The following is a 3,592-nucleotide window of genomic DNA, read 5'->3' on the forward strand; positions in this document are numbered from 1 at the left end:
GCCCTCCCCCTCCGGCCGCACCGTCCACCTGTCCACGTCGGGCGTGGACGCCCGCATCGCCCCCGACGAGTTCGGCGGGTTCGTCCTGGAGATCGGCGGGGCCGTCCAGTCCCACGTGGACCTGGCCGACCCCGCTCGCATCCGCTACGAGTACCTGCGCCGCATGGCCCACGTGCTCGACGGCGTCGCTCCGGCGGGCGCGCCGGTGCGGGTCCTGCACCTCGGCGCGGGCGCGCTGACCCTGCCGCGCTACCTCCAGACGACCCGACCCGGCTCGGAGCAGACGGTGGTCGACCTGGACCGGGAGCTCGTGTCCTTCGTGCTCGCCGAGCTGCCCCTGCCGGCGGGCACGGACCTCGTCTCCGTGGTCGCGGACGCGCGCCTGGCCGCCGTCGACCTCGCGCTGGACGGGGAGCGGTTCGACGCCGTCGTGCTGGACATCGGCACCGGCGAGGAGGGCGCCGAGCACCTGCGCGGCGCCGTGTTCTACGGGGAGCTGCTCGAGCTGCTGACGGCGGGTGGGGTGCTGCTGGTGAACATCGGCGACGACGCCGGCCTGCACTTCCTGGGCGCCGAGCTGGGCGCCCTCGAGGAGGCGGCCGCCGAGGCCGGGGTGCCCGGCCCGTGGACGCTCGCGGACCAGGGGATGCTGGAGCGCCTGGACTGGGGCAACGTCGTGCTGGCCGCGGGGGCGCCGCTGGGAGAGGCCGGCTGCACGGAGCGCCTCGCCGCGGCGGGGCCGCATCCGGCGGCCGTGCTGGACCCGGCGGAATCGGCCGCGCTGGCCGCCCGCATCCGTCGCGCCTGAGGGCGGGCGCGGCGCTCAGGGCCGGGGGTCCTCCGCACCGGGGCCCGTCTGCGGCCGGGGCCACGGGTGGCCCCGGCGCTCCTCCGCCCCCTCGTTGAAACGCCGCAGGAGCCTGCTGAACTCGACGACGTCTTCGGCGGGCCAGGAGGCGACGATCTGCGCCACGTTGTCCGCGCGGGAGCTCAGCTCCGCGGCGAGGCGGGCGCGCCCCTCCTCCGTGGGGCGGTGCAGCCGGGCGGAGCCGCCGTCGGGGTCCGCCACCCGCTCGACGAGGCCGGCCTTCATGGCGGCGGCCACCTGCCGGTGGACGGTGGAGACGTCGAGGTCGAAGGCCTCGGCCAGCTCGCCGACGCTCATGGCCCCGCCCGCGTCCAGGCGGGCGAGCAGCACGGTGGCGCTGCGCTCCAGCGCACTCGACCGGACGTAGGGTGCCACCCCCTGCGTGGCCACCCGCAGCAGGAGCATGTGCTCGTACATGATCCCTTCGACCGGGTCGGGCCACGCCCCCTCAGATGATTGCATCATGCAAACGATGCTACCTTTTGCATCATGCAAATCGCCGAGCAGGAACGCATCGCCTCCCCCACCTTCGTCCTCGCCTGGGTGGTCTCCTTCCTCCAGTTCCTCGCGTTCTACGCCCTCGTCACCACCATGGCTGTGTACGCGGTCCGGCAGTTCGCCGCCTCGGACGCCGGGGCGGGGCTGGCCTCGAGCGCCTTCGTCATCGGCGCCACCCTCAGCCGCGTGGTCACCGGCCACGTGGTGGACCGCTTCGGCAAGCGCCGCGTCCTGGTGGTGGCCCTGGTCGCCGTCGCGCTGTCCTGCACGCTCTACCTCGTCGCCTCCTCGCTGCCGGCCCTGGTGGCGGTGCGCATGCTCCACGGCGCCAGCTACGCCTTCGCCAGCACCGCCGTCATGGCCCTGGCCCAGGCGGCCATCCCCGACGGGCGACGCGCGGAGGCCACCGGCCACCTCGCGCTGGGCACCACCCTGGCCACCGCGATCGGCCCCGCCCTGGGACTCTTCCTCGCCGGCTCCATCGGCTACGCGTGGCTGTTCCGGGCGACTCTGGGGATCACGGTGGTCAGCCTCGTGCTGGGCCTGCTGGTGCGCGAGGCGCCCGCCGCGGCGGACGTCGACGGCGAGCGCGCCGCCGGTGAGGTCCCCCTGGAGCACCCCGCCCCCGCGGTGGGCTTCCGCCTGCGCTCCGTGCTGCACCCGGCGGTGCTGCCGATCAGCGGCTTCATGCTGCTGGTGGGCCTGAGCTACGCCGGGATCCTCACCTACCTGAACGCCTACTCGGTGGAGCGCGGGCTCACGGCCGGCGCCGGCCTCTTCTTCCTGGCCTACGCCGCGGCGATGCTCGTCATGCGCCTCACCCTGGGCACCCTGCAGGACCGCCGGGGGGACGACGCCGTCGTCTACCCCGCCCTCCTCTGCTTCACAGCCGCGCTCCTGGTGCTGGCCTTCGCCACGCGCGACTGGCAGGTGGTGCTGGCCGGGGCGCTGAGCGGCCTCGGCTACGGCACGCTCATGCCCGCGGCCCAGGCGATCGCCGTGAACGCGGTGCCCTCCCACCAGCTCGGCGCCGGCATCTCCACCCTCATGCTCTTCGCGGACGTGGGGCTGGGCCTGGGCCCCGTGCTCCTCGGCGGGCTCGTGGCCTCCGCCGGCTACGGCGCCATGTACGCGGCCCTGGCGGGCGTGCTGGTGATCGCCGCCGGGTACTACTTCGTGATGCACGGACGCCGGCACGGGCGGCGGGGGACCGTGGCCCGCGCCTGAGTCCCGCGCGGTGACGGCGGCCTGCCGCCGCGGGCGACGCTACCGGCGCCGCGCCGGCCAGGACGCGAGCATGACGGCGGCGAGGGCGCCCAGGGTGCCCAGCACCGTCGTCATGGTGACCGTGGATCCGTCGGTGGGGGCCACCAGGTCCACCACGAGGGAGCCCAGGAGGTTGCCCGAGACCAGGCCGAGGGTGGCGGCGAAGACGCCCAGGCGCGGGACGACCATGGCGCCCACCCCGATGAACACGCACCCCAGCGGGCCGCCGAGGTAGAGCCGCCAGTCGTGCGGCAGCGCGGGCATGCCGTGGCCGGAGGCCAGGGCGATCCCGCCCCACACGACCCCGAGGAAGAGGACGCCGGCAGTGAAGTTGACCAGGGTCGCCGGGATGGCGGTGCCGTAGGCCGTGGTCTGACGGGCGTTGAACACCTGCTGCCCGGCGGTGGCCAGACCGGTCAGCAGGGGCAGCAGGGCCAGCAGCGCCCAGCCGGGCCCGCCGCCGGCCTCGCCGAGCGAGGGCCACACCACGAGGGCGACCGCGGCCAGGGCGAGCGCCGCCCCCGTGAGGCGCCGCGGCGTCAGGCGCTGCACCCCGGCGGGGCTGAGCCCGAACCGGTCCACGACCATTCCGCCGACCACCTGCCCGGTGACCACGGCGACCGTGAACACGGCCACGCCGAGGGGGCCGATCGTCGCGGACTGGGTGAGCACCAGGAGCCCGCCGATCACGCCCGCCACCGCGTACCACGGGCGCACGGACCCCGCGGCCAGGGCCGGGCGGATGCGGGCCAGGCCCCGGCGGCCCCGCGGCGTCAGCACGCTCACGAGCACCATGACGACCAGGCCCGCCGCGAAGGAGCACAGCGCGGCGAGGACGGGGTCGCCCGTCAGGTGGGCGAGGCGGGAGTTGATGCGGCCCTGCAGCGGCATCACGGAGCCGGCGGCCACCGCGAGAGCGAACAGCAGGGCGGTCGCCCGCGGGGAGGGGGCGTCCGGGCG

General features: G+C 75.6%; 4 protein-coding genes. 2 read left to right on the plus strand and 2 right to left on the minus strand.

The genetic code is table 11. The features are described from left to right. The coding region (locus J1M39_RS11945) for a spermidine synthase (RefSeq protein WP_241254159.1) at positions 1-808 on the plus strand (808 nt) is incomplete at its 5' end. A 15-nt stretch (positions 809-823) separates the two neighbouring features. On the opposite strand, the gene J1M39_RS11950 is transcribed toward J1M39_RS11945, so the two are convergent. After that, positions 824-1,333, minus strand: a complete 510-nt coding sequence (locus J1M39_RS11950) for a MarR family winged helix-turn-helix transcriptional regulator (protein WP_206496840.1) — start codon at positions 1,331-1,333, stop codon at positions 824-826. A 24-nt stretch (positions 1,334-1,357) separates the two neighbouring features. On the opposite strand from J1M39_RS11950, the gene J1M39_RS11955 reads away from it, so the two are divergent. Next, complete coding sequence (locus tag J1M39_RS11955; protein WP_044659344.1) at positions 1,358-2,593, plus strand: MFS transporter; 1,236 nt, start codon at positions 1,358-1,360, stop codon at positions 2,591-2,593. Between the two features lie 39 nt (positions 2,594-2,632). On the opposite strand, the gene J1M39_RS11960 is transcribed toward J1M39_RS11955, so the two are convergent. Next, positions 2,633-3,592 (minus strand): DMT family transporter (locus J1M39_RS11960; RefSeq protein ID WP_241254160.1); only part of this gene is annotated, 960 nt, incomplete at its 5' end.

The sequence above is a fragment of the Micrococcus sp. KRD077 genome (genome assembly GCF_017168505.1).
In the GTDB taxonomy this organism is placed as follows: Bacteria; Actinomycetota; Actinomycetes; order Actinomycetales; family Micrococcaceae; genus Micrococcus; species Micrococcus luteus.

What these genes read in the sequence shown, in the direction of transcription:
- J1M39_RS11955 (WP_044659344.1), top strand. Translation starts at nt 1,358, where the DNA reads ATGCAAATCGCCGAGCAGGAACGCATCGCCTCCCCCACCTTCGTCCTC.
- J1M39_RS11950 (WP_206496840.1), bottom strand. Translation starts at nt 1,333, where the DNA reads ATGATGCAATCATCTGAGGGGGCGTGGCCCGACCCGGTCGAAGGGATC.